Here is a 23,998-nt window from a genome sequence, read left to right on the forward strand (position 1 = left end):
TTAAAATGTATAACTCTTCCTCGCCTGCGCCTGCGCCCTGTTGGGCACGTTTAACAATGATGTTCGGGAATGATTGATGGATATTTTGAAAGCATTGCTGCACGCCCTGTGGCAGCAGGATTACGAAATGCTCTCCGACCCCACCCTGGTGTGGGCCATTTACGGCATGCTGTTCATGATTCTGTTCCTTGAAAATGGCCTGCTGCCGGCCGCCTTCCTGCCGGGTGACAGCCTGCTGATTCTGGTTGGCGTACTGATCGCCAAAGGCACCCTGAGTTTCCCGATGACCCTGTTTATCCTGACCACCGGTGCCAGCCTTGGCTGCTGGGTAAGCTACATTCAGGGCCGCTGGCTGGGTAATACGCCGACAGTGCAAAAGTGGCTGTCACACTTGCCGGCGCAGTATCACCAGCGCGCCCACAGCCTGTTTCATCGCCACGGCCTCTCTGCGCTGCTGATTGGCCGTTTTATCGCTTTCGTGCGTACCCTGCTGCCTACCATCGCCGGACTTTCCGGCCTCAATAATGCGCGCTTTCAGTTTTTTAACTGGATCAGCGGCTTTCTCTGGGTAGTGATTCTGACTACCATCGGCTTCGCGCTGGGGAAAACACCGCTTTTCCGCCGCTATGAAGATGAGCTGATGTTCTGCCTGATGCTGTTGCCGCTGGTGCTGCTGGTGGTAGGACTGGTGGGTTCGCTGGTGGTATTGTGGCGCAAGCGCCAGGCCGGTCAGGATGGGAAATCACAGTAATGAGGCGTTTTCGTGGTTTCCCCAGGCGATTTCTTCCCTGGCTGGGCGGTGGCGTGCTGCTGCTGCTGGCAGTCTGCCTTGTTCCTCGCGTCATGCAGCATGAAACGGTGGTAAAAATTCGCGTGGCGCAGAGCGGCACCAACCTGCCGGACGGCTTTTATCTCTACCAGCAGCTTTCGGCGAAGGGGGTGCACATTAAGAGCATCACAACCGCAGGCGACGCGCTGGTTATTCATTTTGAAAATGAAGAGCAAAGCCTGGCCGCGCAGAAGGTGCTGCGCCGTCTGCTGCCGCAGGGGCTGGTGGTCGCAGCGGGCCCGCAGGCTTCACAGCAGGTGATTGATCCTAACCGCCCCACTTACAGCTAATCCCCGCCGTCTGGCCACCCGCCAGACGGCCGATATTCTCCGCTATCTCCGCGTGTTCTTTGAATTTTTTCGACGGCTGTCTATCCTTAAAGGTAGCGCGAGCTGGGATGCCCCTCCTGTCCGGTTTGCGACAGGTCATCAACAATGGAAGGTAAATACCTGATGAAACATCAATTACTGCTGAGTGCGGTGCTGTTCTCTCTCTCCGGTTCACTGCTGGCAGCAGAGTCCCTGTGCCAGCAGAAAGAGCATGACATCCAGCGCGAAATTGAGATGGCGAAACAGCACAATAACCAGCGCCGGGTCACCGGTCTGGAACGTGCGTTAACCGAGGTTCGCGCGGGCTGCACCGATAAGAAGCTGAAATCAGCCCACGCTGAGCGCATCGAATCGCAAAAGCACAAAGTTGCCGAGCGCGAGCGCGAGCTGCAGGAAGAGCGCCAGGACGGCGATGACAAAGACAAGATCGACAAGCGCAAACGTAAGCTGGAAGAGGCGCAGCACACGCTGAAAAAGCTGCAGGCTGAGCCTTACTAATCGGACGTAATAACTTGCTGTAATGGAGAACTTCATGGCTAAAGACACCACCTCTGAGCATCTGCGCGCAGAACTGAAAAACCTTGCTGACACCCTGGAAGAAGTATTAAGCAGCTCAGCCGACAAATCAAAATCGGAGCTGGACAAGCTGCGTCATAAAGCGCGCGGCGCACTGGAAAGTTCCCGTGAACGTCTGGGCGAATCCGGCGAACGCCTTGCGCAGACCACGCGTGAAGCGGCGGAAAAAGCGGACGATTATGTTCGTGAAAACCCGTGGCACGGCGTCGGTATCGGTGCAGCCGTGGGCGTGTTGATCGGCATTCTGATTTCACGTCGTTAATATGAGCGACGGTCAGAGCCACGGCCCAGGCAAAGGGGTCTTCAACATTGGACAGCGCGTCGTCACCACGCTGGTCAGTATGGTCGAAACCCGGGTCCGGCTGGCGGTTGCAGAGCTGGAAGAGGAAAAAGCCAACCTGATTCAGATGCTGATCATGGTGGGTCTGACCATGCTGTTTACCGCGTTCGGCTTAATGAGCCTGATGGTGCTGATCATCTGGGCAGTAGACGCGCAGTACCGGCTGATGGCGATCGCCGTCACCACCGGCGTGCTGTTTGCGCTGGCGCTGATCTTCGGCCTGTGGACGCTACGCAAATCCCGTCAGTCGACGCTGCTGCGCCATACGCGCAAAGAGCTGGATACCGATCGTAAATTGCTGGAGGAGCATCGTTCATGAGTCGTCACGAACGTGAGGCCCGTATCCACGAGCTGCTTAACCAGGTACAGCAGCAGCGGCTCGATCTCAGTGCAGCGCGGCGTGACTGGCTGGCCGGGACGGCGCATTACGATCGTGGCTGGCTGACGCTGCTGAGTATGCGGCGCTATCTGGCGATTGGCAGCAGTGCGCTGGCTATCTGGTCAGTGCGCAGCCCTAATCGCATTTTGCGCTGGGCCAAGCGAGGCTTTGGCCTGTGGAGCACCTGGCGCATGATCAAATCTACCCTGGCGACCCGCTAATCTCTTATTCAAACCGGATCTTATCCATCCGGTTTCGTTCCTTCAGTATTCCTGAATAACATCGACAGTTTATCTCGCTTACAACCTGGCGACGCCCCGCTTATTATCTTTCTCCATCAGCCCGGTTAACCGCACATCGCGGTACCGCCGGACATAAAACCGCGGGCCAACAGCCTGCATCAAAAATCCTGTTGGAGTAAATGATGAAAAAATTCGAAGACTCAGGCCTGCTGCTGGCACGCGTACTGATGACCATCCTGTTTATTACGGCCGGCTGGGGCAAACTGACCGGCTATGCGGGCACCGCGCAGTACATGCAATCCATGGGCGTACCGGGCTTTCTGCTGCCGCTGGTCATTCTGCTGGAACTGGGTGGCGGCCTGGCGATTCTGTTCGGTTTCCTGACGCGCTTTACCGCCCTGTTTACCGCAGGCTTCACGCTGCTGACAGCATTCCTGTTCCACAGCAACTTTGCGGAAGGTGTTAACCAGCTGATGTTCATGAAGAACCTCTCTATTGCCGGGGGCTTCCTGGTGCTGGGTCTGGTAGGTCCGGGTGCCTACAGCATTGATCGCCTGATTCGTCAGCGCGCCATGCCGGCAACCGCACGCTAAGCATACACGCGTTGCCACAGCACATATACTGAATCAGGGGCGGGGATTTTCCTCGCCCTGTTTTTTTATGGAGGGCTTATGGGACAGCTGATTGACGGTGTCTGGCATGACACCTGGTATGATACGAAGTCAACCGGTGGCCGCTTCAGGCGTAGTGAAGCCGTCTGGCGTAACTGGGTGACGCCGGATGGCAGCGCCGGCCCTGACGGTAAAGCCGGGTTTGCCGCAGAACGCGATCGCTATCATCTTTATGTGTCACTGGCCTGCCCGTGGGCACACCGCACGCTGCTGATGCGCAAGCTGAAAGGACTGGAGGAGATGATTTCCGTCTCCGTGGTGCATCCGCTGATGCTGGAGAACGGCTGGACCTTTGATGACACGTTTCCGGCTGCGACCGGAGATACGCTGTATCAGAATGCATTTTTATACCAGTTGTACCTGCATGCCGATCCACACTACACCGGACGCGTAACGGTGCCGGTGCTGTGGGACAAAGCGCAGCACACCATTGTCAGCAATGAGTCGGCCGATATCATTCGCATGTTTAACAGCGCGTTTGATGCTCAGGGCGCGCGGGCCGGTGATTACTATCCGGTGGCACTGCGGGCGCAAATCGACGAGCTGAACGGCTGGATTTACGACACCGTGAATAACGGCGTGTATAAAAGCGGATTTGCGACGTCGCAGGCGGCCTACGATGAAGCGGTCACCGCACTGTTCCATTCGCTGGCGCGGCTGGAGCAGATTCTTGGCCAGCATCGCTATCTGACCGGCGACCAGCTGACAGAAGCGGATTTACGGCTGTGGACAACGCTGGTACGCTTTGATCCGGTATACGTGACGCACTTTAAGTGTGACCGCCACCGCATCAGTGATTACCGCAATCTCAGCGGTTTCCTGCGCGACATCTATCAGATGCCGGGTATTGCTGAAACGGTGAATCTGCCGCACATTCGCCACCACTATTACGGCAGCCACAAAACCATCAATCCGAATGGCGTTATCTCGCTTGGCCCGGCCTTTGACTGGGATGAACCGCACGGCCGCGGATAATACCGCTGCCTGGCCCTCTTCCTGCTTACGGCAAGAGGGCCAGTGCCGTGCGCATCAGGCAAATTTAATCAGCACCATGCCGGCTAACAGCATCGCCACGCCGCACCATCCCCGGCGGCTCAGCCGCTGATCAAACAGAATCCACCCTGCCGCGACCGTTGCGACTAAACCGAAACCGCCCCACAGCGCATAGGCAACCGCAAGGTCGATGCCTTTTACCGCCTGCGCCAGCGCACTAAACGCCGCCAGTACCCCGGCCAGCGACAACAGGCCGTACAGGGGCCGGCGGAAGCCGTTCGCATATTTAAGAAAGATGTTCGCCACAATCTCCAGCACCACGGCCAGCAGCAGCCAGCCCAGGTGTAACCAGTTAAAGGTTGCCATGCTTCACCTCACAACGGCTGCGGGTGCCGGTTTTAATCAGCACAATACCGGTAATCAGCGTGATTAAACCGGCAATTTTCAGCGGCGACAGAGACTCACCAAATAACATCACGCTGAACAGCGTAATAAACAAAATGCCCACGCCTTCCCACATCGCATAGGCCACGCCCAGCGCAATACGTTTAACGGCAAACGACAGAAAAATATAAGACAGCGCAATCATAAACAGCATCAGTAAATAACCGGCGCTGCCCCCGGTTACGCTGGCCCATTTCATCGATAGCGTGCCGGTTATTTCCGCCACAATTGCCAGCGCCAGTAAAATCCAGTACCGCATTCGTTCTCTCCTTTATGAGAAATAAAAGCCATCCACGCCGGTTTACGGCATGTAAATCATCAGGAAATAAAAAATAAAAAAGGAGAGAAAGAGACTACAGCGCGAAGCGCCAGTGCTGATCGCTGGTCAGGCAGAAAGAAAGGCTGAAGAAAGAAGGAACTGGAAGACGCACCCTGGCGAATTTTTTATCCATACATTTACAACTTATCCACGTTGTTGCTTTTCCCGTTGTGGATGAAAAATTGTCTCCGGTAGTTAAACACGCGCATATTCTGGCATAATGAAAGCATGTTTTTCCGGAATTTTCATTTCTTTACGCACACGGATGCCCGCATCTTTATTACATCCTGCCTGCGTAAAAAAACATCTGGCAAAAAGCCTTTCAGCACGCTTTGTGCTTTTTAATTTAACCCTCCTGATTTCAGAAAGGCATTATTCTTATCGCCAGCCGCAGCAACGCAAATAAGCATTAAGCCTGAGCCCGTCATAATCCGTGACACGACGCTTGCCCGCTTCACAGCACAGCGGCCTCAGCGTCGTGCCCGCACAAAAACGCGCTTTTAACGGTGGCTGACGCCGGCGCACGCTTTCGGCCAGGCGACGGACGGGCCCGGCTTTTTTACCGGCCGGCTGCCGACGCGGTGTGGCTTCGGCATCCGTCATCTGAGGTGAAACGCGCGATAATGCGCAGCCCGTCAGCGGGTCAGGCGACTCCCCGCTGGAAAGGCACGAGGGTCAGCAGGTTAATCGCCAGCTGACTGTGCAGCAGCATGACCAGCAGAATGGCCGCGGTGCAGATCATCTGCGCCACCACAGCTTTATGCAGGCGCGCCACCTGTGTACGCCAGTCCGCATCGCCAGGGCGCAGCGTGGCAAGTGCGGCACTGGCCGGGTCACGCAGTCGCTTCTCTGCCAGCGAATCGATCACGAAAATCGCCACGCTCAGCAGAAACCAGATCTGAAAAAGACGGTGCCAGTCGTACAGCCAGAACATGGCGATGCCGCTCAGCATCAATGCCCAGCCAGCGATGTTGTAATAGCGGTCTGTGACCGCCAGCCCCTGCAGCAGCAGCGCGGCCCCCTCCGGCTGACAGCGCTTAAGCCGCGCCGAAAGCCAGGGTGCAAAGAGCAGCGGGCCGGTCGCGGCGACTGCTGCCAGGGCGTGAAACAGTTTAATAACGTCGTAACTCACTGCACTTTTCTCCGGTTATTTCAGGTACAGAAGTTACTTTACCGGAGGTGAAGGACGCTAAAAATGTTCACAAAACACATCTTATCGAACCAGACGGACAAGTGTGTCCGGTTACGTCAGGGTACTCGCCCGCTGGTCCTGCAGATACCTGCGTATCTGGCCAGGCCTGCTATCCGCCACGCGCCGGAACCAGTGTCCGAATGAGTCGCCGGAAGAGAAGCCCAGCATCATCGACAGCTGCTCGTTGGAAGCGCCCTCTGCCAGTCCCTGCCAGGCGACTGCCAGCAGCAGGCGGTTATGCCATTCGGTGAAACGCAGCCCGGTTTCTTTGCGGAACAGGCGCGCCAGAGTGCGCTCGGTGGCCCCCACGCGATGTCCCCACTCCGCCAGGCTCAGGCGCTGTGCCGGATCGGCAATCAGGCTGTCGGTGACTTTTTTCAACCGCCCATCCTGCGGCAGCAGCAGGGTAAGGTTGCTGGCGGGCTTCTCTTCGATCTCTTCAAACAGCAGCTGCAGCATCGTGTTGCGGCGCGTGTCCGACAGCGGAGCGCGGGTATCGGCCAGCCGCTCGCACAGCGCAGAAATCAAAAATGACGTATCAATCAGCTTCACCCGGGAAGTTAAGCCGTGGCAGAGCGTCGGGGCGATATAGAGTACCGTCAGATCGACACGGCTATAGGCTTTGCCCCAGTGAACGGTGTCAGGCGGGATCCACACCGCCATCCCCGGCTTCATCAGCCAGTGCTGCTCTGGCGTATGGCCATGCAGTACGCCATGTTTAACCAGCACAAACTGGCCCAGGGGATGGCGATGAGGGGCATTCTCCCTCGTCGCGATTTGCTCCAGCACACGCTCAATAATCAGCGCATCATTGTTTAACGTCACGGTATCCATCTGTTCGGTTTTCTGGCTTTTTCGCCGGGTAAGCGCGGGGCAGCGACAGGGTAAAGATCAATCCTGCCAGCATACTGACGCCCAGAATAATAAAACAGATTGGGAAAGCGCGGATGCCGCTCAGATGCAGCTGCACCGTCGCCAGAATATTGACGCCCAGCGCCGCGCCGAGGTTACGTAAAAACTGCACCGTCGCGGTCCAGGCGCCGAGGCGCTCTGGCGGCGCGGCGTTCTGCGCCAGCACCAGCGTCGTGGTCGCGGTAAAGCCCATACCCAGACCGATCAGCAGCAGCGCTGTCGCCATCAGCCACGGCTGCTGCTGCGCGATGGCCCAGGCCATCAGCAGGCCACCCGCGGCCAGTTGCAGCATGCCACCGGCGGCCATGCGTCGGTAACCCGCCGCCGCCAGCTTCGCACCGCAGACTGCCGCGCCCGCCACCCAGCCCAGCGCCGCCAGCATCACCAGCAGCCCGGTCGGGACGCCGATCGTCTGCTGGCTCAGCGCCAGTGGCAGCAGCGTGACGGCAGCATACAGCCCGGCGCTGGAAAGCAGCACCAGCACAAGAATCGGAAACAGCCTGCGCTGCTGAAAAAGCGGCAGCGGGATCGGGCTGCTTTCCGGCTGACGCCGCACGCGGGCGATCAGCACCAGCAGTCCCAGCAACAGGCCCGTTGTCAGTATGCCGATCGGGCCGGGGCCCCTTTCCGGCAGCGCGGTCAGCAGCAGCAGGCAGCAGGCGGCCACGATCAGCGCCCCCTGCCCCGGCACGTCCAGACGCGCCTTACCCGACCGTTTGCTGACCGCCGGGGCGACAAACAGCAGCGCCATGGCCAGCAGGCCCGTCGGAATATTCAGCCAGAAGATCGCCCGCCAGCCGAACGCCGCTGACAGCGCGCTGCCGAGCAGCGGGCCCGCGATGGCAGAGAGCCCCCAGACGCCGCTGAGCATTCCCTGCATCCTGCCGCGCCGCTCAGCGTCGAACAGCTCTGCCAGCAGCGAATAGGAAAGCACAATAATCCCGCCGGCACCGATGCCCTGTAACGCCCGCGCCAGAATTAGCATCGGCATGGTGGCGCTGACCGCCGCCAGCACCGAAGCCGCAAGAAAAATCAGCAGGCATGCTTTCAGCATGGCGGAGACGCCAAACCGGTCACCGCACGCACCGGCCAGCGGTGCCACCAGCGCGACCGGCAGTAAAAAGGCGGACATGACCCAGGGCCAGAGCGCCGGATGGCCCAGCTGCTGGCTGATGGTCGGCAGCACCGTACTGACGATGGTGCTGTCCACCGCAGCGAGAAACAGGGCAACCACCACGGCCAGTACGCCGGGATGGTTTTTTCCGGGCTGCGCCGGTGAAAGACGCGCATTAAGCAGATTCATGCTGCAACCTGAACGGCGCGGGTAATGGGCTGCCGCTGCGGGAAAACCTGACGGCCAAAGAAGTGTTTAACGAGATAGTCGCGCTGTGCAGGTAAAATAACCCTCCACTGCGGCACCCGATTGGCGCAGCGTCAGGGGTATCCATCGCCAGCAAATCAATTGTAACCCCCTGCACCTGATGGCACGCCATTGCAGGCGGCTGTTCACCCTCCATCCCGGTCGAAAAAGTCGCTCTGTGCGGCTGTATTGTTAAAAAATCACGCATTCTCGTTTTCTCCTGTTGGGTAATAACCGTGAGGCAGGATAAATAGTCTTTCGCCGTCACAACATGTTCAGCTGTGACACATTTTCGAATGAAACAGACAACAGGCGCAGACGGTGAATAAGCGAGGTGAACTGCCGGGCCGACAACTCTTTTCTGCCGCACAACGTAAAACGCCCGCAGATCTTCACCTGCGGGCGTCTTTTAATGAGTCGAAACTGACCGATAAGCCGCGTTCTTTTATAAAGAGCGTCGTGGACAGTCGCCCCTGGCGCAGAACGTAAAACGCCCACAGATCTTCACCTGCGGGCATCTTTTAAGGCGTCGACGCTGACCGGTAAGCCGCGTTCTTTTATAAAAAGCGTCGTGGACAGTCGCCCTGGCGCAGAACGTAAAACGCCCGCCGATCTTCACCTGCGGGCGTCTTTTAAGGCGTCGACGCTGACCGGTAAGCCGCGTTCTTTTATAAAGAGCGTCGTGGACAGTCGCCCTAGCGCAGAACGTAAAACGCCCGCAGATCTTCACCTGCGGGCGTCTTTTAAAAAGTCGAAACTGACCGATAAGCTGCGTTCTTTTATAAAGAGCGTCGTGGACAGTCGCCCCTGGCGCAGAACGTAAAACGCCCGCAGATCTTCACCGGCGGGCGTCTTTTAAGGCGTCGACGCTGACCGGTAAGCCGCGTTCTTTTATAAAGAGCGTCGTGGACAGTCGCTCCTGGCGCAGAACGTAAAACGCCCGCAGATCTTCACCTGCGGGCGTCTTTTAAGGCGTCGACGCTGACCGGTAAGCCGCGTTCTTTTATAAAAAGCGTCGTGGACAGTCGCCCTGGCGCAGAACGTAAAACGCCCGCAGATCTTCACCTGCGGGCGTCTTTTAAAAAGTCGAAACTGACCGATAAGCCGGGTTCTGTCGTGGACAGTCATTCATCTAGGCCAGCAATCGCTCACTGGCTCAAGCAGCCTACCCGGGTTCAGTACGGGCCGTACCATGTGAACCCCTATTTGGCCTTGCTCCGGGTGGAGTTTACCGTGCCACGGTCTGTTGCCAGCCGCGCGGTGCGCTCTTACCGCACCCTTTCACCCTTACCTGATCCCATTACTGGGCCATCGGCGGTTTGCTCTCTGTTGCACTGGTCGTAGGCTTGCGCCCCCCAGGCGTTACCTGGCACCCTGCCCTATGGAGCCCGGACTTTCCTCCCCTCTGCCCGTCTCCCCCGAAAGGGACGACGACAAAGCGGCGACTGTCTGGTCAGCTTCGGCGCGGGATAATAGGCGATTCGCCGCCATTTGTCACGCCTCTTGCTGCTCCAGCGCATACTTGTACAGGGCGTTTTTCTTAACCCCATGAATTTCTGCCGTCAGCGCCGCCGCCTTTTTCAGCGGCAGTTCGCTCTGCAGCAGCGCCAGCGTGCGCAGCGCATCCGCTGGCAGCGTTTCTTCATTCGCTTTATGGCCCTCCACAATCAGCACCATCTCGCCTTTACGGCGATTTTCATCTTCCTGCACCCACGCCAGCAAATCTGCCACCGGCGCACCGTGTAGCGATTCCCAGGTTTTGGTCAGCTCGCGGGCCAGCACCACGTAGCGTTCGGCGCCCCAGACGCTGACCATATCCTGCAGCGTGTCCAGCACGCGGTGGGTGGATTCATAGAAAATCAGCGTGCGCGGCTCTTCGCCCAGCGCGCGCAGCGTATCGCAGCGCCCTTTGCTTTTCGCCGGCAGAAACCCTTCGTAACAGAAACGATCGGACGGTAACCCCGCCGCGCTTAATGCTGTGATGGCCGCGCAGGCCCCTGGCAACGGCACGACGCGCACCCCTGCTTCACGGCAGCGACGCACCAGATGATAGCCCGGATCGTTGATTAACGGCGTGCCCGCATCTGAGACCAGCGCAATGCTCTGGCCCTCCTGCAGCTTCGCTAACAGCACCTCGGCTTTCTGCTGTTCGTTATGGTCGTGAAGTGCGAACAGTCGCGCATTGATGGCGAAATGTTGTAGCAACAGCCCGGTATGACGTGTATCTTCCGCTGCGACCAGATCGACGCTGGCAAGCACCGTCAGCGCACGCTGCGTGATATCACCCAGGTTACCGATCGGGGTAGGAACGATATAGAGCGTGCTGGCAGAAATCTCTGCCCGATCGAGTTGTTTCATTGTTTCATCCGAATTGCCGATTTAATATTGAGCATCTTGAAAAAAACATCACTGGATACAGTATGCTTCCTTCAAAAGTCGTACGTCATAAAGCAGGACGCTTTGTACCTGTTCTTCTCGCTGGACTGATTTTAGCCGCCTGTAGTGGTCAGGGACCGCAGCAAACGTCAAACGTCAATATTCAGGGCCCTGCTACTGGCCAGTCTGACTATTATCTGCAACAGGCGCAGCAAAGCAGCGATGATAGCAAGACCGACTGGCAATTACTTGCCATCCGTGCCCTGCTGAAGGAAGGAAAGTATCCTCAGGCGCAGACGCAACTGAGCCAGCTGCCGCAGCAGTTGTCTGATACGCAACAGCAGGAGCTGCTGTTACTGCGCGCGCAGATGCAGATTGCCCTGCAGGATTTCAGCGGCGCGCAGCAGCAGCTTACCCAGGTGAAACCGGCTGCGCTGTCGCAGGATCAGCAGGTGCGCTTCTATGCCCTGCAGATCGCCGCCGCGCAAAATCGTCCTTCGCTGGCGCTGCTGCGCGCCTATATTGCTCAGGAGCCGCTGCTGCAGGGCACCGATCACCAGAGCAATATCGACGCCACCTGGCAGGCGCTGACGCAGCTGACGCAGGATCAGCTCAACAGCCTGGTGATTAACGCCGACGAAAATACGCTGCAGGGCTGGCTCGATCTGCTCAATACCTGGCACGCCAATAGTCAGGATCCGCAAATGCTGAAAGCGGCGATTGCCGACTGGCAGACGCGCTATCCGCAAAACCCGGGCGCGAAAACGCTGCCTACCCAGCTCAGTCAGGTGAAGAATTTCACGGCCGCGTCAACCAGCACTATCGCCCTGCTGCTGCCGCTGAACGGTCAGGCCCAGGTGTTTGCCAGCGCCATTCAGAAAGGCTTCAACGACGCGAAAAACGGTGTGCTGAACGCCCCGGCAGCGCAGCCTGCCGCGCCTGCCGCCGACACCGCAGCCGCGCAGACGCCGGCGACCGCCTCCGGCACTGCGGCCAGCCCGGCTGCCAGCACGACGACGCCAGCCCAGCCGGCGCAGCCGACACAAACCGCGCAGCCTGCTTCAGCAACGCCGCCGGCCACCGCCCAAGCCAGCAGCAGTGCACAGGTCAAGGTCTACGACACCAGCAACCAGCCCATCGCTCGGGTGATGCAGCAGGCGCAGCAGGACGGCGCGACGCTGGTCGTCGGCCCGCTGCTGAAAAGCAACGTGGAAGCGGTGGCGAACAGCCAGACAACGCTGAACGTGCTGGCGCTGAATGAGCCGGAGCAGATCCAGAACCATCCGAATATTTGCTATTTTGCGCTTTCTCCTGAAGACGAGGCGCGCGATGCCGCGCACCATATCCATGAACAGGGCAAAAGCCAGCCGCTGCTGCTGATTCCGCGCAGCAACTACGGTGACCGTATCGGTAAAGCCTTTGCGCAGGAGTGGCAGAAGCTGGGCGGCGGTACCGTGCTGCAGCAGCGCTTTGGTGGCGTTGCCGAGCTGAAACAGGGTATCAACAGCGGTGCGGGCATTACGCTGAGCGGCACCCCGCTGACGGTGCAGCCGGACGCCGCGCAGAGTGTGGCGGCGGCAGGCCTGAACATACCGGCACCGCAGACCAGCACGCCGGCGGCGGACGCCAGCAGCGGCAGCCCGGACGCGGTGTACATCGTTGCCAGCCAGGATGAGCTGCAGCTGATTAAACCGATGATTGCTATGCGCACCAGCAGCCGCAATAACATCGCCCTGTACGCCAGCTCGCGCAGCGCGCAGGCCGGTGCCGGCCCGGACTTCCGTCTGGAGATGGACGGCCTGCAGTTCAGCGACATTCCGCTGCTGTCCGGCGCTAATCCGGGGCTGATGCAGCAGGCGGCGCGCAGCTTTAATAACGATTATTCGCTGGTGCGCCTCTATGCGATGGGCATTGATGCCTGGACGCTGGCGAATCAGTTTAATCAGATGCGTCAGGTGCCTGGCTTCGCCATTGATGGCAATACCGGTAAGCTGAGCGCCGACACGGATTGTGTGATCAACAGGAAGCTGGCATGGAACCAGTACCGTCAGGGACAAATCGTTCCGGTGCAGTAAACCGCCAGCGCATTGGCGCTGAGCAGGAGCAGCTGGCGCGCGGCTATCTTGAGCGCGCTGGCCTGCAGTGGATTGCCAGTAACGTGCGCAGCCGCAGTGGTGAAATTGACCTCATCATGCGTGATGCTGATTGCTGGGTATTTGTTGAAGTGCGCTACCGCCGCAATGCGCGCTATGGCGGCGCGGCAGCCAGCGTGACGCGCCAGAAACAACACAAGCTGCTGCGCGCGGCCGCCCTGTGGTTGCTGGCGCGCGGCGGCAGTTTTGATACGGTGAATTGCCGTTTTGACATCATTGCCATTACCGGGTGCGAGCTGGAGTGGCTGCCCGATGCCTTTAATGCCGATGGATAGAACCAGGTGGTCTTGTGCAGGACAGAATTAAAGCGTGTTTTACCGAAAGTATTCAGACGCAAATCGCCGCAGCCGAAGCGCTGCCCGATGCCATTTCCCGCGCCGCGATGACGCTGGTGCAGTCGCTGCTGAACGGTAACAAAATTCTCAGCTGCGGCAACGGTGCTTCCGCAGCCAACGCGCAGCACTTTGCCGCCAGCATGATTAACCGGTTTGAAACCGAGCGCCCCAGCCTGCCCGCACTGGCGCTGAGCGCAGATAACGTGATGCTGACGGCGATTGGTAACGATCGTCTGCACGATGAAATTTATGCCAAGCAGGTTCGTGCGCTTGGTCAGGCTGGCGATGTGCTGCTGGCTATCTCCACCCGTGGCAACACCCGTGACATCGTCAAAGCGGTGGAAGCTGCGGTTACCCGCGATATGACCATTGTTGCGCTGACCGGCCATGATGGCGGTGAGCTGGCGGGCCTGCTTGGCCCGCACGATGTGGAAATTCGCATTCCGTCACATCGCAGCGCGCGCATTCAGGAAATGCATATGCTGACGCTGAACTGCCTGTGCGATTTGATTGATAACACTTTGTTCCCACACCAGGAATGACTGAAGGAGCTCAAATGAAAGCATTGAACGCTATCGCCATTCTGCTAACGGCCCTGCTGCTGCAGGGCTGCGTTGCGGTGGTGGCTGGCGGCGCGGCAGTCGCCACCAAGACCGCCACCGATCCCCGTACCGTCGGTACGCAGGTGGATGATGGTACGCTGGAGCTGCGTGTCTCCAACGCGCTGGCAAAAGATGACCAGATTAAAAACCAGGCGCGCGTGGTCGTGACCGCCTATCAGGGCAAAGTGCTGCTGACCGGACAAGCGCCGTCGGCTGACCTGGCCAGCCGTGCGAAGCAGATCGCCATGGGCGTGGATGGCGCGACCGAAGTGTACAACGAGATTCGTATCGGGCAGAAAGTGAGCCTCGGCACCTCGTCATCGGATACCTGGATCACCACCAAAATCCGTTCGCAGTTGCTGGGCAGCGATCAGGTGAAATCCTCAAACGTCAAAGTGACCACCGAGAATGGCGAGGTATTCCTGCTGGGCCTGGTGACTCAGGAAGAAGCGACCGCGGCGGCAGATATTGCCAGCCGGGTGAGCGGCGTCAAACATGTGACCACGGCGTTTACGATTCTGAAGTAAACTGCAGCAAAACAGCGACGGCGGCCTGCGGGCCGCCTTTTTTATACCGGAATATCAATCACCAGCGCGCGCAGCGGCGTGCTGGCCTGCAGGGTAATCTGCGGCTCATCACTGACAAAAGCGCCATCGCCGCAGCCGAGCTGCGCCTCGCTGGCGCTGCCAGCCTGAACATTCATGGCGCCGTGAATCGATTGCAGATAGGCGCGCGGACCGTGCAGCGGCACCGTACGGCTGACGCCCGGCTGCAGCGTGATCTGATGCACCCACACCTGCTGGCGCAGCTGCAAACTTCCCTCCGCGCCCTCCGGCGACGCCAGCAGCAGGTGCGTCTGCGCCGGCAGCGTCATTTTCTGCAGCAGCGGGTTTTCCCGCTCCGGACAGGCAGCGAGCCACAGCTGCATCCGCGTCAGCGGGCGATCTTTACTGATGTTGATTTCGCTGTAGGTCACGCCGGGACGGGTGGACAGCAGCATCGCTTCACCGGCGCGGGCGATCAGGTGGTTGCCTTCGCTGTCACGGTATTCGGCTTCGCCCTGCAGGACCAGATTCAGCACATCCACCTGCGGATAGGTGCGCGGCTGAAATGCCGCGCCGGGCGCCAGCACTTCCTGATTCAGGACGCGCAGCGAGGCGTATCCCATCAGCTGCGGGTCAAAATAGTGGCCAAACGAAAAGCTGTAACGCGCCTGCAACCAACCGAAATCGGCCTGGCCACATGCGGACGCGCAGCGGGTTGTCATCATGATTTACCTCCGACGCACCGTGGTCAGAATCGACCACAGGCTTTATGGGTCAATGGTAAAAGGCTGGACGCCGGATTGTTAGCCAGTTAATCTGCCTGGCATATTCAAATTTACTGACAGAGAATCGGTATGGCTAAAGAGCGCGCGCTAACGTTAGAAGCTTTACGTGTGATGGATGCTATTGACCGGCGCGGCAGCTTTGCCGCCGCGGCTGATGAACTGGGCCGCGTTCCCTCCGCCCTCAGCTACACCATGCAGAAGCTGGAAGAGGAGCTGGACGTGGTGCTGTTTGACCGCTCCGGCCACCGCACGAAATTTACCAACGTTGGACGCATGCTGCTGGAGCGCGGTCGCGTGCTGCTGGAAGCGGCCGATAAACTCACCACCGATGCCGAAGCGCTGGCTCGCGGCTGGGAAACGCACCTGACCATCGTTGCCGAAGCGCTGATTCCCACTGAACTGCTGTTCCCGCTGGTGGAGAAGCTGTCCGAAAAAGCCAATACGCAGATTTCCCTGATCACCGAAGTGCTGGCCGGCGCCTGGGAGCGGCTGGAACAGGGACGCGCAGATATTGTGATTGCGCCGGATATGCACTTCCGCGCCTCAACCGAGATCAACACACGCAAGCTGTACAGCATCATGAGCGTGTATGTCGCCAGCCCCGATCACCCGATTCATCAGGAAGCGGAGCCGCTTTCAGAAGTCACGCGCGTCAAGTACCGCGGCATTGCCGTGGCGGACACCGCGCGCGAGCGCCCGGTGCTGACGGTACAGCTGCTGGATAAACAGCAGCGCCTGACGGTCAGCAGTATGGATGACAAACGCCGTGCGCTGCTGGCCGGACTGGGCGTGGCCACCATGCCCTATCCGCTGGTGGAGAAAGATATCGCTGAAGGTCGCCTGCGCGTGGTGAGCGCCGAATATACCCGCGAAGTGGATATCATCATGGCATGGCGCCGGGACAGCATGGGCGAGGCCAAAGCCTGGTGCCTGCGCGAAATTCCGCGGCTGCTGACGAAGCGCGGATAAGCCGCCGGCCCCGCGACGCGGCTTACAGCCGGCTGAGGCAATCCATCGCCACGGCCTTGAAACTGGCGAAATCCCGGCAGTTGCGCAGACGCGATGTGGCGCGTTCGCGCAGAAAGGTGACGAACAGATCGTAAATCGCCATTGCCTCTTCATATTCGCGTTTGCTGATTGCCAGCAGAAAAATCACCGTGGCGGTCTCATCACCCCAGCTGACACCGTGCGGGGCCAGCACGGTATAGACCACGCTTTTTTTTGCCAGCAGCCCCAGCGCGTGCGGCAGCGCAATGCCCTCTCCGAGCAGCGTGCTGACAATCGCTTCACGCTCCACCACCGAGGGGCAGAAATCGCTATCCACATACCCTTCCGCCTCCAGCTGTGCGCACAGCTGCTGAAACAGCGCTGACTGATCGACCGGCTGGTCCAGCACCATAAAGTGCTGCGCATCAAAGTATTTCTCCAGCATATAAGGTCGGGTGCGATCCACCAGCACCAGTTTACCCAGCTGTTCCAGCTGAAATTCCGTGGGGAACGGGGCCATGACCACCACCGGCTTGTTTTTCTCACTCAGGCGCACGGTGGAAATCACAAAATCCTCTTCCACCTGGTCACGCCTCTCGTAGTCGCGCTGCGACAGGCGCGCCGTCACCACCAGCTGCGGATATTTACGCAACAGCAGCGCTTCAATCATGCGCAGCGTGGAGTTGCCGCTGTCGCACACCAGCAGCACCTGCGGATGCCGCTGATAGCCGACATCGTAATGGCGCTCCAGCCCGACGCCGATATGCAGCACCAGGAAGCCAATTTCGTTTTCACTGATGGTATAGGGCGTGTATTTACCCCAGCTGGTCACGGCAGCCAGCGTCACATCATAAGCCATTGGATAGTGCTGCTTGATGTTGCTGAGCAGCGGGTTCGGAATGTGAATCTGATAGCGCACCCGGGTAATCATGGTTTTGATATGGGTAAGCAGATCGGCGCGCAGCTGTTCGTCCTGCTGCAGCCGGTAGTTGTAATGGGTATTGATATAGCTCAGCAGGTAATCAACCAGCGCATCCGCGTCATCGGCGTTGATGGTGCTGGGGGCCTGCGCCTGGATCTGCCGCGCGGCAATGTTGACCCGCAGCCAGTTCTCCTCAGCCTGCGAGACCGGTTTGCCCACCAGCGGACGCAGCAGAGTGACCAGATGGTGCGCTGCGGCGCGGACCTCTGCCCCCACCTCTTCCGCGCCGGGGTCATTAAGCGGGAAGCCTTCGCTGATGCGGCGCACCGCCACGGCACAGTAAATCAGCAGATAGCGCTCACCCTCATCGCTCAGGCGGATGGCATGGCCGGTAAAGCAGCGCTGCAGCAGCGGCTGCAGCTGCGCCAGCAGGCCAGCGTCAAGCGCTTCGACGGTCAGCAGCGGGCTGTCCGGGGTGTCCTGATCAATTTGCCACAGCAGGTCGGTCAGGCAGGTGCGGATCGCCGCCTCGCTGCCGAACAGCTTCATGCCATAGCGCGGCCGGGTTTCAATTGTCAGCAGGTAGCGTCCCAGCCACTCGCGTACATCGGCCATATCGCCCTGCAGCGTGGCGCGACTGACAAACCACTCTTCAGAGAGATCTTCCAGCTTGAGCGAATAGGTGGCGGTAAGAAAACGGCACAGCAGATAGCGTACGCGATCCTGCGCCGTGCGCGGCACCCGCAGCGGGGCGGCGCGCTCAGCCTGCAGCTGGCCGAAACGCGATGCGTCATCAATCTTCAGCTGATAACCTGCGCCACGCGCCAGCACAAACCGGGCGCCATGCTGCGCCAGCAGCGCATTCAGTGCGGTCATGTCGGTGCGCACCGTGCGCGTTGACACCGAAAAGCGCCGCGCCAGTTCATCCTGCGGCAGCGTTTCGTTTTGCAGCGCAGCAAAAAGTTGCGCCAGGCGCTGATTAGGAAATCTCACGGAACCTCACCTGTGGCTGAGTGATTACAGCAGTTCCCTGCACGTTGCCAGAAGCTGACGCACGTCGTCAACGCGCGTCTCGCCGCTGGCGCGGTCAATGATCGCACTGTAAACGTGGGGGATCACTTTGCTCACGCCGGCCTCCAGCGCAATCCGTACGATCGCGGCAAAGTTCGTGAGATCGATACCGCCGGTAGGTTCCAGCCAGAAATCGCGTCGCGCACAGGCTTCCGCCACCGCGCGATACTCTGCAACCGCCTGCAGGCCGCCCATCGGGAAGTACTTCAGCGCGCTGCCGCCCATGTCCTGCAGCATGGCGATGGCGGTATCCACCGGCACGATGGCATCCGCCGCCTGCGCGCTGCGCGGCCCGGTCGAGATTTTTACCTGTCCCGGCGTGCCGGTGGGTGATACCAGACCATTAACGAGAGTGTGCGGTTGGCCCAGTAACGCCCGGCTGGTCGCGACGCCGGTGAACACCTGATTAACGTGCTGCGGCTGCAGCGCCGCGGCAATTTCACTGACCATCGCGGACTGTGCCGGATCGCCGGCACCCAGCCCGATCGACAGCGCATTATCCGTCAGCGCAGCGTAGTCGCGCATATCGGCAATCGCCGCCTCGGTGGTGGTGTAGTGCTTTGACAATACGCCCACCAGCACGTGCCCTTCGGCTGCCAGCCAGATGTCCCTGGCATTCTGTTTTGAACCCGCCAGCACGTTGAGGCACAGCCGGCCCTGATAAAAATTCGGGAAAAGATTCATGCCCGGCCTCCTTCATTCAGCAGCGCCTGAATGCGGCTGAAAATGGTATGCAGCTGTGCGGCGCTGACGCTGCGCACATCCGCCTCAATAATGCCTTCGTTGGCCTTGTAACCGCGGAAGTAGATAGCGATGTCGCCGCTTTTCAGCGCCTGCACCAGTTCGCCGGTCGGCCAGCCGGTCAGCGCTTCATCAAAAGCGATTTCAGCCCGGGCGATATCGCGCCCGGCGCTATCCCACACCACGCGCGCGGTCACGCCTGGCAGCGTATTGAGGTTATCGATAAATGGTGTCATGTGCGTGACCATCTCCGCACCGCCGGTTTTGCTTTTGAGCTGATAATTTTCAATCGCCTGCGTCAGGCCCAGAATGGCCTCTTTGGCCACTTTCATGGCGCGGCCGATGCCGTTGCTCTGGCGTTTGACCCAGGCAACCTGCTGGCTGCGGCCAATCACCAGACCGCTGCCCGGCCCCTCAATCGCCTTGGCTCCGCTGTAAATCACCAGATCCGCGCCCATGCGGTAGTAACACTGCAGATCCTCTTCTGCGGCTGCATCCACAATCAGCGGTACGCCGTGCTGGTGCGCCACCGCCGCTGCCTGCTCAACGCTAAGGTGGCTTTTCTGCACGCAGTGATGTGATTTCACGTAGAGCAGCGCGGCGGTATTCGGTGTAATGGCTGCCGCCAGCTGCTGCGGTGAACACTCATTGCTGTAACCGGCTTCCACCAGACGTCCGCCGCCCAGCGCCACCATGGTGCCAACCGGCGCGCCGTAATTCACGTTGTGGCCTTTTGGCATCACGATGTCGTGCGGCACGCTAAGCGGTGCAGCGTGCAGGTTATCCCGCAGCCAGTCATCCTCTTTGACAATCACCGCCGCCACGCTTTGTGCAAGGCCGGCCGAGGCACATGACACCACCACCGCGCTCTCCACCTCCAGCAGCCTGGCGATGTAAGCTCCGGTTTTATCCACCAGATCCTGCATCTCAAAATAGTGGCTCAGGCCGTAACGCACGGTCTCTGCCACATCGTCAGACGGTGTGGAGACGCCGAGGATGGTCATGCGCCCCGAGGCGTTGATCACCTGTTTCAGACCATATTTTTCATAAATCGAAGACATGATTGGCTTTCCCTTCATCGGTAAGATGCCACTGGCCCGCGATAACGACGGCCAGCGGCAGCAGCTGTTGCGCACCCGTGATCCGCTCACCCTCTGCATCCGTGAACGGCCGGGCTTCCTCTTTGACGGTAAAAATGGTCAGGTCGGCGTCGTACCCTTCAGCCAGCCGCCCTTTGCTGTGCAGGCGCAGGTTCGCCGCGGCGTGGTCAGTCACGCAGGCAATGACCTGCGGCAGCGTCATGCCAAGGCTGAGAAATTTCGACATGACGTGAGCCAGGCTGTGCACCGGCCCGTGCAGACGGTTGCGGCAGTAAATGTCCGAGCTGATGGTGTCGGGCAGCAGGCCCTGCGCAATCGCCTGCCGCGCCACCGCAAAGCTGAAACTGGCGCTGCCATGACCGATATCCAGCTTCACGCCGCGCGCAATCGCCTGTTTGACCGCCGCCTTCAGGGTGCCCTGCGGCGATAAAATGCGGTTTGGCTTGCCGTTGAAGCAGTGGGTAATAATGTCGCCTGACGTCAGCAGCGCGGCGATCTCTTCCAGCACCGGCGGGTTATTGCCAATGTGTACCATCAGCGGCAGATGGCCTGCCGCCTGCTGAATGGCTTTGGCGCGCACCAGCGGCTGAAGGCCGTTTTCGCCCACCACGCTGCTGCTCATCCGCGCCTTCAGGCCGATGATAAATTCCGGCCGGCGCTGCACCGCCTGCACCACGGCCTCACCGTCGATTTTTGCCATGTCGGCCAGCTCATTCTGCGTCACGATGCCGGTGCGTGAGATATTGATCAGCGCGCGCACATCGGTGATGGCGGATCGGGTGAGCTGCCAGAAATCGTCGATATGGTCAGCGCCGGTGCTGCCCGCATCCACGACCGTGCTCACTCCCTGGGCCACACCGATGGCATCGGCTTCGTCGTGATAAATCGGTGAATGCGGATAGCAGTGCACATGGCTGTCGATCCAGCCGGCGCTGACATAGTAACGCCCGCCAAGGTCGCGCTCCTGCTGCGCGGTCCCCTGCACGTCACCAACCGCCACGATTTTGCCGTGCCGGAGGGCGATGTCAGCCAGCTGTTCATCGCATAACCGCGCACGGCGCAAAATCAGGTCAAACATAAAAGCCTCCATTGTGGGCATGCATCACCCGCCCTGTCGCTTACAGCGAAACCGGGAAGAAAGCGCCCAGTACCATGGCCCCCAGAATCGCGCCACCGGTAATCGGTTTATTCCACAGGTAAAACAGGAGTGCCCCGAGCAGCGATCCCAGTCCGATCGGAATCGATGCCGTTATCGCTGAGAGGATAATCAGCGGCCCGAGAAAACGGCCCGAGGCATTCCCGGCCCCCATCATGACGTCAGCTCCGTAGGTGGAGTCGCTCTGGTTAATGGTGAACTTCCGCGCAAGGATAATGACGTAGCCAATCGCCACCCCGATGACCAGCCCGGTTGCCAGGGAGGCAGCAAAGTTAGCCACCGGAAACACAATGCCCGCCCCCAGCAGCAGCGCCGGCACGCCAAGGCCAACCCCGGTCTGAATGGCCCCGCCGATATCCAGGATGCCCACCAGCGAGCCCTCAATGATGCGTGCGAACAGGAAGCTGGCCCCAAACGCCGCCACCGCGCCATAGACGCCGGTTTCCATACCGGATCGCAGCATGGAGACAAACGCCACTTCGTTAAACGCGCCAATGCCATACAGGTAATACATGTGCGTTCCGGCAAAGACCCCGGCTGACAGCAGGCCAACAAAGATCGGAAATGACCAGTCGGCGTACCAGAACCCTTTGTTTTCGCTTTCGTTCATCTGCCTGCCTCCTTATTTGCCGCTCAGGCTGTTGTGGATCATATCGAGCCAGCCAGGGATGCCGAGCTGGAAGGATTGCAGCAGCTTCATGTCAAAGCCGCGGAAGAAGCCGCTCAGCACAAACAGCAGCACAATGGCAAACATCATCACGCGCGTAACCCGGTTCCAGCCGCTCTCTTCCACGCCTTTGCCTATCAGAATGCCCAGCACCAGGCCCGGCACGGCGTTGCCCATGATCAGCTGCGCCAGGCCGCCGAAGATGGTGGCCCAGAAGCCGGATTTTTTGCCGGCATCAATCGCGGCCAGCCAGAAAATCACCGGCATGACGGTGTTCACCAGCAGGTTGGCAGCCGGCACCAGCACTTTTACCGCCGTCACCTGCAGCGCGGCCGGTACCGCCGATGCAGTACTGTTCAAAAAGGCCACCACGATCATGCCGATGATCCCGCAGGCAATCGCCATGCGCTTAGGGTTGTGCAGCGTTTCCGCGACGTTACGGTTTTTCACCATCAGCGCGGCTGCGCCCCAGTTCGGCAGGATGCGGTGGTCAACGTCCTGCGTGAAGGAACCGGCCGCCACTGAAGAAGCCCAGGCGTTGAAGAAAAAGCCCAGCCCAAAGGAGAAATGCGAAGCCGGATCGCCCTCGCAGGCGTTGAGCTCACCCAGCGTACGAAACGCGCCCATGCCCTGGGTGACTGGCGCGTGGAACATGCGGGCGGCACCGGCACCGACGCCCACGCCGACCAGTCCGCCGATGATCAACGACTTAAACAAAATGATTAGAAACATGCTGTGACCCTTGTTGTCGTTATGGTTGGCCTGACGCGGCAGGCTGCAGGCGCGCGGTGCGGGTATCGCGGGCCGTTGCCGCCGGCAGCCGGTCGGTTCGCCCGCAGCCGGTGCAGCGTGCCGGCCGTCGTCATTCAGGGTGCCGCCGTGAAAGCCACCTCTTCGGTGTCGATCACGGTGACGCTGACAGTGATGTCCAGTTCGACGCTGTAGTGCCGCCGTTCACGCGCGAGGAAGAAAAACAGAAATTTCTCCGTGCGCACCCGCTCCTGCGCGCGCAGCACCCGCACATCCAGCGGTTCGATGCGCAGCAGGATCTTCTGGCTGGTCCGCAGCACCTGCTGCTGCACCTTGCTGAGCGCATCAGCGAAGGCTTTGGCTTTACTGTCGCCGCTGCCCTGCACGGTGACCTGCGTCTGATATTGCTGTTTCATACTCAACTGCCGTGCTTCTTGTTCCAGGCCTGCACCAGGCGCTCACCCAGTTCCTCTTTATCCATAAAACCAAAGCCGAGTACGGTGGCGCCTTCGTTGATCGCGGTTACGCCCTCGTCCACCGAGCGCATGCCGTGTTTCGCTTTATAGCCATATTTGTTCTGCGCGGTGATCGCCCCAGCGCCGCCGCTGCCGCAGAAGGAGATGCCGAAGTCTGCGTTTTCCGCTTTCATCACATCCCCCAGTTTCATATCCGCCGCCACGCCCGGCACCACCACTGCCCGGCCACCCGCTTTCTCAATGCCTGCGGCCACTTTCTGGCCTTTACCCAGGCGATCGCCAATCACTACCGTTACCATGTGCCACTCCTCTGTGATCATGCTTCGTTTGATTTCGCCACTTCGATATGTACCGAAAGCAGCCAGGCTTCTTCCACCGGCAGATTGCCAAACAGATCGACCACCTCCTGCGCCAGCGCCAGCGTGGCGGGCGGGATGTCCTCAAACAGGTCGGCGTCGACGTCCGGTAGCGCTTCGCCGGTCAGAGAGCGTGCCGCCATTGCCCGCACGTGCGCAGCCAGCATCTGCTGCTGCACGGCGTTGGCTTCGATATGGTGGGCGGCATAGATCGCCGCAATCCGGGACAGCACGTTATCTGCCAGCGCCTGAATCGCTTCCGGTGCGCCTGGTTTCAGGGGGACAGCATCACTCCTCACCTCGTTACTCCTGTTACAGCGGACAATTACAGATAATTCGCGTTGAAAAGAAATTACGCTTTCCGCTAACGGGTTTGGAGACGCAACTTTT

29 protein-coding genes and 1 other RNA gene are annotated in these 23,998 nt (G+C 59.5%); 13 read left to right on the forward strand and 17 right to left on the reverse strand.

The genetic code is table 11. From position 1 onward, the window contains the following. The first annotated feature begins 76 nt into the window (after nt 1–76). The 8 genes from D8B20_RS14970 (at nt 77) to D8B20_RS15005 (ending at nt 4,341) form a co-directional block, all read left to right on the forward strand. On the forward strand, nt 77–751 hold the full coding sequence (locus tag D8B20_RS14970) for a DedA family protein (protein ID WP_145889596.1): 675 nt from the start codon (nt 77–79) through the stop codon (nt 749–751). Then, complete coding sequence (gene mzrA, locus D8B20_RS14975; RefSeq protein ID WP_145889597.1) at nt 751–1,119, forward strand: EnvZ/OmpR regulon moderator MzrA; 369 nt, start codon at nt 751–753, stop codon at nt 1,117–1,119. Before D8B20_RS14970 ends, mzrA begins: the two co-directional genes overlap by 1 nt. 162 nt (nt 1,120–1,281) lie before the next feature. Then, nucleotides 1,282–1,656 (forward strand): DUF1090 family protein, encoded by a 375-nt coding sequence (locus D8B20_RS14980; RefSeq protein WP_145889598.1) that lies wholly within the window; start codon nt 1,282–1,284, stop codon nt 1,654–1,656. Nucleotides 1,657–1,690: 34 nt separating this feature from the next. Further along, nucleotides 1,691–1,996, forward strand: coding sequence for an ElaB/YgaM/YqjD family protein (locus tag D8B20_RS14985; RefSeq protein ID WP_145889599.1), 306 nt, complete (start codon nt 1,691–1,693; stop codon nt 1,994–1,996). Nucleotide 1,997: 1 nt separating this feature from the next. After that, on the forward strand, nt 1,998–2,393 hold the full coding sequence (locus D8B20_RS14990; protein ID WP_145889600.1) for a phage holin family protein: 396 nt from the start codon (nt 1,998–2,000) through the stop codon (nt 2,391–2,393). Next, nucleotides 2,390–2,674, forward strand: a complete 285-nt coding sequence (locus D8B20_RS14995) for a YqjK-like family protein (RefSeq protein WP_145889601.1) — start codon at nt 2,390–2,392, stop codon at nt 2,672–2,674. The genes D8B20_RS14990 and D8B20_RS14995 overlap by 4 nt, the downstream gene beginning before the upstream one ends. 203 nt (nt 2,675–2,877) lie before the next feature. Next, nucleotides 2,878–3,288: a DoxX family protein gene (locus D8B20_RS15000; protein WP_145890621.1), complete on the forward strand. Its 411-nt coding sequence runs from the start codon at nt 2,878–2,880 to the stop codon at nt 3,286–3,288. Between the two features lie 78 nt (nt 3,289–3,366). Next, nucleotides 3,367–4,341 (forward strand): glutathione S-transferase family protein, encoded by a 975-nt coding sequence (locus D8B20_RS15005; protein WP_145889602.1) that lies wholly within the window; start codon nt 3,367–3,369, stop codon nt 4,339–4,341. Between the two features lie 54 nt (nt 4,342–4,395). Here the strand turns inward: D8B20_RS15005 and mdtI are convergent, their stop codons facing one another. From mdtI to rsmI, 7 genes are all read right to left on the reverse strand, one after another. Beyond that, entirely contained in the window at nt 4,396–4,725 is a 330-nt protein-coding gene (gene mdtI / locus D8B20_RS15010) for a multidrug/spermidine efflux SMR transporter subunit MdtI (RefSeq protein WP_145889603.1), read from the reverse strand. Beyond that, a complete protein-coding gene (mdtJ, locus tag D8B20_RS15015; RefSeq protein WP_145889604.1) occupies nt 4,712–5,062 on the reverse strand; it encodes a multidrug/spermidine efflux SMR transporter subunit MdtJ in 351 nt (116 codons plus the stop codon). The genes mdtI and mdtJ overlap by 14 nt, the downstream gene beginning before the upstream one ends. Nucleotides 5,063–5,765: 703 nt before the next feature. Then, nucleotides 5,766–6,254: a hypothetical protein gene (locus tag D8B20_RS15020; protein WP_145889605.1), complete on the reverse strand. Its 489-nt coding sequence runs from the start codon at nt 6,252–6,254 to the stop codon at nt 5,766–5,768. A 111-nt stretch (nt 6,255–6,365) separates the two neighbouring features. After that, entirely contained in the window at nt 6,366–7,148 is a 783-nt protein-coding gene (locus D8B20_RS15025) for an AraC family transcriptional regulator (protein ID WP_145889606.1), read from the reverse strand. After that, entirely contained in the window at nt 7,123–8,529 is a 1,407-nt protein-coding gene (locus D8B20_RS15030; protein WP_145889607.1) for an MFS transporter, read from the reverse strand. The genes D8B20_RS15025 and D8B20_RS15030 overlap by 26 nt, the downstream gene beginning before the upstream one ends. A gap of 1,141 nt (nt 8,530–9,670) precedes the next feature. Further along, nucleotides 9,671–10,047, reverse strand: an RNA gene (rnpB, locus tag D8B20_RS15035) — RNase P RNA component class A. A gap of 33 nt (nt 10,048–10,080) precedes the next feature. Then, nucleotides 10,081–10,944 (reverse strand): 16S rRNA (cytidine(1402)-2'-O)-methyltransferase, encoded by an 864-nt coding sequence (rsmI, locus tag D8B20_RS15040; protein ID WP_145889608.1) that lies wholly within the window; start codon nt 10,942–10,944, stop codon nt 10,081–10,083. Between the two features lie 62 nt (nt 10,945–11,006). Here rsmI and D8B20_RS15045 point away from each other — a divergent pair, with 62 nt between their 5' ends. Genes D8B20_RS15045 through dolP form a run of 4 tightly spaced genes read left to right on the forward strand, consistent with a single transcriptional unit; the run spans nt 11,007 to nt 14,579 of the window. Continuing rightward, nucleotides 11,007–13,037, forward strand: coding sequence for a penicillin-binding protein activator (locus D8B20_RS15045; protein ID WP_145889609.1), 2,031 nt, complete (start codon nt 11,007–11,009; stop codon nt 13,035–13,037). Beyond that, nucleotides 12,995–13,390 carry a YraN family protein gene (locus D8B20_RS15050; protein ID WP_145889610.1) on the forward strand — a complete coding sequence of 132 codons (396 nt, stop codon included), beginning with the start codon at nt 12,995–12,997 and terminating at the stop codon, nt 13,388–13,390. The genes D8B20_RS15045 and D8B20_RS15050 overlap by 43 nt, the downstream gene beginning before the upstream one ends. 14 nt (nt 13,391–13,404) lie before the next feature. Next, complete coding sequence (gene diaA, locus D8B20_RS15055; protein ID WP_021509716.1) at nt 13,405–13,992, forward strand: DnaA initiator-associating protein DiaA; 588 nt, start codon at nt 13,405–13,407, stop codon at nt 13,990–13,992. Nucleotides 13,993–14,006: 14 nt separating this feature from the next. Next, on the forward strand, nt 14,007–14,579 hold the full coding sequence (gene dolP, locus D8B20_RS15060) for a division/outer membrane stress-associated lipid-binding lipoprotein (RefSeq protein WP_145889611.1): 573 nt from the start codon (nt 14,007–14,009) through the stop codon (nt 14,577–14,579). A 41-nt stretch (nt 14,580–14,620) separates the two neighbouring features. On the opposite strand, the gene D8B20_RS15065 is transcribed toward dolP, so the two are convergent. Next, complete coding sequence (locus D8B20_RS15065) at nt 14,621–15,322, reverse strand: pirin family protein (RefSeq protein WP_145889612.1); 702 nt, start codon at nt 15,320–15,322, stop codon at nt 14,621–14,623. Nucleotides 15,323–15,451: 129 nt separating this feature from the next. On the opposite strand from D8B20_RS15065, the gene D8B20_RS15070 reads away from it, so the two are divergent. Beyond that, a complete protein-coding gene (locus D8B20_RS15070; protein ID WP_145889613.1) occupies nt 15,452–16,351 on the forward strand; it encodes a LysR family transcriptional regulator in 900 nt (299 codons plus the stop codon). Between the two features lie 22 nt (nt 16,352–16,373). Here D8B20_RS15070 and D8B20_RS15075 read toward each other — a convergent pair whose 3' ends face one another. The 9 genes from D8B20_RS15075 to D8B20_RS15115 form a co-directional block, all read right to left on the reverse strand. After that, entirely contained in the window at nt 16,374–18,284 is a 1,911-nt protein-coding gene (locus tag D8B20_RS15075) for a BglG family transcription antiterminator (protein WP_145889614.1), read from the reverse strand. Between the two features lie 24 nt (nt 18,285–18,308). Continuing rightward, the gene (dagF, locus tag D8B20_RS15080) at nt 18,309–19,046 is read right to left on the reverse strand and encodes a 2-dehydro-3-deoxy-phosphogluconate aldolase (protein WP_145889615.1); all 738 of its coding nucleotides are present in this window, start codon (nt 19,044–19,046) and stop codon (nt 18,309–18,311) included. Further along, nucleotides 19,043–20,164, reverse strand: coding sequence for a DgaE family pyridoxal phosphate-dependent ammonia lyase (locus tag D8B20_RS15085; RefSeq protein WP_145889616.1), 1,122 nt, complete (start codon nt 20,162–20,164; stop codon nt 19,043–19,045). The genes dagF and D8B20_RS15085 overlap by 4 nt, the downstream gene beginning before the upstream one ends. Continuing rightward, nucleotides 20,148–21,281, reverse strand: a complete 1,134-nt coding sequence (locus D8B20_RS15090; protein ID WP_145889617.1) for an amidohydrolase/deacetylase family metallohydrolase — start codon at nt 21,279–21,281, stop codon at nt 20,148–20,150. The genes D8B20_RS15085 and D8B20_RS15090 overlap by 17 nt, the downstream gene beginning before the upstream one ends. Nucleotides 21,282–21,321: 40 nt before the next feature. Next, nucleotides 21,322–21,969, reverse strand: coding sequence for a DUF4310 family protein (locus tag D8B20_RS15095; RefSeq protein WP_145889618.1), 648 nt, complete (start codon nt 21,967–21,969; stop codon nt 21,322–21,324). Nucleotides 21,970–21,981: 12 nt separating this feature from the next. After that, complete coding sequence (locus tag D8B20_RS15100) at nt 21,982–22,758, reverse strand: DUF4311 domain-containing protein (RefSeq protein WP_145889619.1); 777 nt, start codon at nt 22,756–22,758, stop codon at nt 21,982–21,984. Nucleotides 22,759–22,892: 134 nt separating this feature from the next. Continuing rightward, nucleotides 22,893–23,192: a DUF4312 family protein gene (locus D8B20_RS15105; RefSeq protein WP_145889620.1), complete on the reverse strand. Its 300-nt coding sequence runs from the start codon at nt 23,190–23,192 to the stop codon at nt 22,893–22,895. A gap of 2 nt (nt 23,193–23,194) precedes the next feature. Beyond that, entirely contained in the window at nt 23,195–23,551 is a 357-nt protein-coding gene (locus D8B20_RS15110) for an SFCGS family glycine-rich protein (protein ID WP_010256477.1), read from the reverse strand. A gap of 17 nt (nt 23,552–23,568) precedes the next feature. Then, nucleotides 23,569–23,907 carry a glycine dehydrogenase gene (locus D8B20_RS15115; protein WP_145889621.1) on the reverse strand — a complete coding sequence of 113 codons (339 nt, stop codon included), beginning with the start codon at nt 23,905–23,907 and terminating at the stop codon, nt 23,569–23,571. Between the last annotated feature and the right edge of the window lie 91 nt (nt 23,908–23,998).

Origin of the sequence: Candidatus Pantoea soli (assembly GCF_007833795.1) — a bacterium.
Lineage (GTDB): Bacteria > Pseudomonadota > Gammaproteobacteria > Enterobacterales > Enterobacteriaceae > Pantoea > Pantoea soli.